The organism is Variovorax sp. 20P10.2.4 (genome assembly GCF_058244205.1).
This window is the reverse complement of the sequence record NZ_JBZAYE010000633.1, coordinates 1-4,078: the sequence shown is the minus strand read 5'-3', so window position 1 is coordinate 4,078 and position 4,078 is coordinate 1. Positions and strand designations below refer to the sequence as shown.

The 4,078-nt window shown below is 70.9% G+C and carries 4 protein-coding genes; all 4 read right to left on the bottom strand.

The features are described from left to right. The coding region (locus AC27VN_RS34615; RefSeq protein ID WP_490879525.1) for an 8-oxoguanine deaminase at positions 1-1,042 on the bottom strand (1,042 nt) is incomplete at its 3' end. 1 nt (position 1,043) lies between these two features. Further along, the gene (locus tag AC27VN_RS34610) at positions 1,044-2,462 is read right to left on the bottom strand and encodes a nucleobase:cation symporter-2 family protein (protein ID WP_490879524.1); all 1,419 of its coding nucleotides are present in this window, start codon (positions 2,460-2,462) and stop codon (positions 1,044-1,046) included. 119 nt (positions 2,463-2,581) lie between these two features. Continuing rightward, on the bottom strand, positions 2,582-3,484 hold the full coding sequence (locus AC27VN_RS34605; protein WP_057593776.1) for a LysR substrate-binding domain-containing protein: 903 nt from the start codon (positions 3,482-3,484) through the stop codon (positions 2,582-2,584). Positions 3,485-3,531: 47 nt separating this feature from the next. Then, positions 3,532-4,078 (bottom strand): phospholipase domain-containing protein (locus AC27VN_RS34600; protein WP_490879523.1); only part of this gene is annotated, 547 nt, incomplete at its 5' end.

Sequence of the window (4,078 nt, the reverse complement as noted above, 5' to 3'; positions counted from 1 at the left end):
GCAGGTGGGCGCCGTCGTTCGAGGCGCTGCCGTCCACGCCCAGGCCCACCGGCACGCCGGCGCGGCGCATGGCGCCGATGGGCGCGATGCCCGAGGCCAGCCGCATGTTCGAGCACGGGCAGTGGGCCACGCCGGTGCCGGTGCGGCCGAAGAGGGCGATGCCCGGCTCGTCGAGCTTCACGCAGTGCGCATGCCAGACGTCGCGGCCGACCCAGCCCAGGTCCTCGGCGTACTCGGCCGGCGTCATGCCGAACTTCTCGCGCGAGTAGGCGACGTCGTTGTCGTTCTCGGCCAGGTGCGTGTGCAGCGACACGCCGCGCTCGCGCGCGAGCAGCGCCGAGTCGCGCATGAGCTCGCGCGAGACCGAGAACGGCGAGCAGGGCGCGAGCACGATGCGCCGCATCGAGTGGCGCGAGGCGTCGTGCCAGCGATCGATCAGCCGCTCGCTGTCGCGCAGGATCGCGGCCTCGCTCTCCACCACCTCGTCGGGCGGCAGGCCGCCGGCGCTGCGGCCCACGCTCATGCTGCCGCGCGCGGCATGGAAGCGCATGCCCATCGTGGCGGCCGCCTCGATCGAATCGTCGAGCCGCGCGCCGTTGGGGAACAGGTAGAGGTGGTCGCTGGTGGTGGTGCAGCCCGAGAGCATCAGCTCGGCCATCGCGGTCTGGGTCGACACGCGGATCATCTCGGGCGTGAGCCGCGCCCACAGCAGGTAGAGGTTGGTGAGCCAGCCGAACAGCTCGGCGTCCTGCGCCTCGGGCACCGCGCGCGTGAGGCTCTGGTACATGTGGTGGTGGGTGTTCACCAGCCCCGGCATCACCACGTGGCCGTGCAGGTCGATGGCCTCGGCGGCGCCGCTGCGCAGCGCCTCGAGGTAGACCGGCGGCAGCTCGGCCGTGGCACCGACCCAGGCGATGGCCGGCCCGTCGATCACCAGCGCGCCATCGGCGATCTCGCGCCGCGCGGCGTCCATGGTGACGAGCACGTCGGCGTGGCGCAGCACGCGCAACGGCCGGGGCGAGGAAGCGGTGGAGGAAGTCATGTCATTCGGTTCCGTGCGAGGTGCGTGCCGCCAGTGTGAAGGAACGTTCCCTCGACTGCACGCCGTTGTAGAAGAGATTGAGCAGCACCGCCGCGACGGTGCCGAGCACGATGCCGCTGTGCGTCAGCGGATGGGTCCAGGCCGGGAAGTGCTGGAAGAAGTTCGGCGACAGCGTGGGAATCAGGCCGAGGCCGACGGAGATCGCGATCACGTAGAGCGCATGGCGTTCGCGCGCGTAATCGATGCTGCCGAGGATGCGAATGCCGGTGGCCGCGACCATGCCGAACATCACGATGCCCGCGCCGCCGAGCACGAAGGAGGGCACCGAGGCCACCACGTGCGCGATCTTGGGGAACAGCGCGAGCGCGATCAGCAGCATGCCGCCGCCGGCCGCCACGTAGCGCGAGCGCACGCCCGTGACCGTGACCAGCCCCACGTTCTGCGAGAACGAGGTGTAGGGGAAGGTGTTGAACACGCCGCCGATCACCGTGCCCAGGCCGTCGGCGCGCAGGCCGCGCGAGAGCGCGTCGGTGTCGACCTTGCGGCCCGTGATCTCGCCGAGCGCGAGGAACATGCCGGTCGATTCGACCAGGGTGATCAGCATCACGATGCACATCGAGGCGATGGCCGTGAGCTCGAAGCGCGGCAGGCCGAAGTGGAAGGGCGTGGTCAGGGCCATCCAGCTCGCTTCCTCGAGGCCGTCGAACTGCATGCGGCCGAGCGCCAGCGACAGCAGCACGCCGAAGACGATGCCCAGCAGCACCGCGATGTTGGCGATGAGGCCCTTGCCGAAGCGCGTGATCGCGATGATCGCCGCCAGCACGGCCGCGGCGATGGCGAGGTTCACCGGCTCGCCGTAGGCCGGATTGGCCACTGCATGCGCCACGCCCTCGATGCTGCGCGTCGAGGTGGGCTGCCCGCCCGCGGCCCAGTGGATCGCCACCACCATCAGCGAGACGCCGATCAGCGTGATGACCGTGCCCGTCACCAGCGGCGGGAACACGCCGAGCACGCGCCCCATCAGCGGCGCGAGCACGATGCCGAACAGCCCCGCCACGATGGTGGCGCCGTAGATCGCGGGCAGACCCAGCGAGGGATCGATGCCGATCGCGATCATCGGGCCCACGGCCGCGAAGGTCACGCCCATCATCACGGGCATGCGGATGCCGAAGCGCCAGAAGCCGATGGCCTGCACCAGCGTGGCGATGCCGGCGGCCAGCAGGTCGGCATTGATGAGGAAGGCGATGTCGGCCTTCGAGAGGCCGAGCGCGCCGCCCACGATCAGCGGCACCGCCACCGTGCCCGCGTACATCACGAGCACGTGCTGCAGGCTCAGCGCGCCGCAGCGCATGAGGGGAAGCTTCTGGTCGACCCCTTCGCCGTCTCCTGCGGGGGTCTTTTTCTTGTCGTTCGAAAGCATGGGACTTTTCCTTCCGGCCGAGGACCGGCGCGGCAGTCTAGGAGCCATGCCTTCGAACGCGCAAAGTCAATAAATGGCGCGCCCCGTGCACAAAAAGTGGACGGCCCCCGGCGCGGGCCTCAAGGCGCGAGCAGCTCGTCGAGGCAGGCCGTCACGTGGTTCGCGAACAGCTCGGCCGCGGGGCTCGGTGCCTGCGCGGCGCGGGTCTCGAGCGTGAGCGTCTGGGCCGGCAGGGTCGCGTCGCGCAGCGGCACGAAGACCAGCGAGCCGTCGTGCATCTCCTCGGCCACGTCGAGCCGGTTGAGCAGCGTGATGCCCTCGCCCTCGCGCACCAGGCGGCGCATCAGCGCGGTGGAGGTGGTCTCGATCACGGGCGAGGCGCGCAGGCCCGAGCGCTCGAAGGCGGCGTCGATGATCGGCCGGATCGACAGCGAGGGCGCGGGCAGCAGCAGCGGATGGCCCACGCACTCGGCCAGCACGGTGCTCGCATGGGCCGTGAGCGCATGGCCGGGCGGCACCACCGCGCCGATCGGCCACTCACTGGCGAACAGGGTGCGAAAACCCGCCGTGGCGGGCACGTCGTAGGCCAGCGCGAGGTCGGCATCGCCTTCGCGCACGCCGTGCAGCACGGCCGCGATCGGCAGGCCCAGCAGCTTGAGCTGGATGCCGGGATGGGCCGCGCGAAAGCGCCGCACCACGCCCGGCAGGAAGGCGTCGGCGAGGCCGGCGGTGGTGGCCAGCGTGACCTCGCCCTGGCGCAGCCCGCGCATGGCCTCGATGCGCTGGCGCACCCCGTCGAACTCGCGCAGCGTGCCGCGCGCATGCGCGAGCACCAGCTCGCCCACCGGCGTGAGCTTGAGCGTGTTGTGGATGCGCTCGAACAGCGGCGCGCCCAGCTCCTCCTCGAGGTTGAGGATCTGCCGGTTGATCGCGGTCGGCACCACGTGCAGCTGCGCGGCCGCCTTGCGGATCGAACCCGCGCGAACCACCTCGACGAAGTACCGGACCACCTTGGCGTGCATGACATCTCCCGCGCCACCGTGGGCGCGGGGGGATCATGCATGCGGGCTCAGAGGTCGGGCAAGCCCAGCGCGGGGTCGCTGACCGAATGCTTGCCGGTCTCGACGCGGCCGGCGAAGCGGCGGTAATAGGCCGGATCGGCATCGCAGGTGACGGCGAAGTCGTACCACTGGCCGCTGGCCGCGAGCTCCCAGTGCAGCTCGGCCTTGGCGCCGCCCGCGACGGTCGCGGTCCACGGGCCGTCGTCGCGGTAGGCCTTGGCGCGCACGCTGAACTTCGCCGCGGCCTGGCCGCCGTTCATCATCTCGAGGTAGACATTGCCGTTGGCGATGTCGTAGCACACGCGCAACTCGGGCACGGCCGCGCCGCCGGCGCGCAAGGCGTTGAGGTCGCCCTGGAAATGGCGGTGGTAGCCGTTGGGGCCGAGCACCCAGAGGTCGTAGCGGCCGGCGTTGTCGGCGGTCGCGTTCCAGCGGTCGTCGAGCGACTTGCCGGCTTCGACCATGTAGCGGCGCGGCAGGCGGTCGAGGTTGAGCCGGTCGTAGACATGGAACACGGCGGCCGCGTTGCCGGTGTTGGCGAACAGCAGCTGCAGC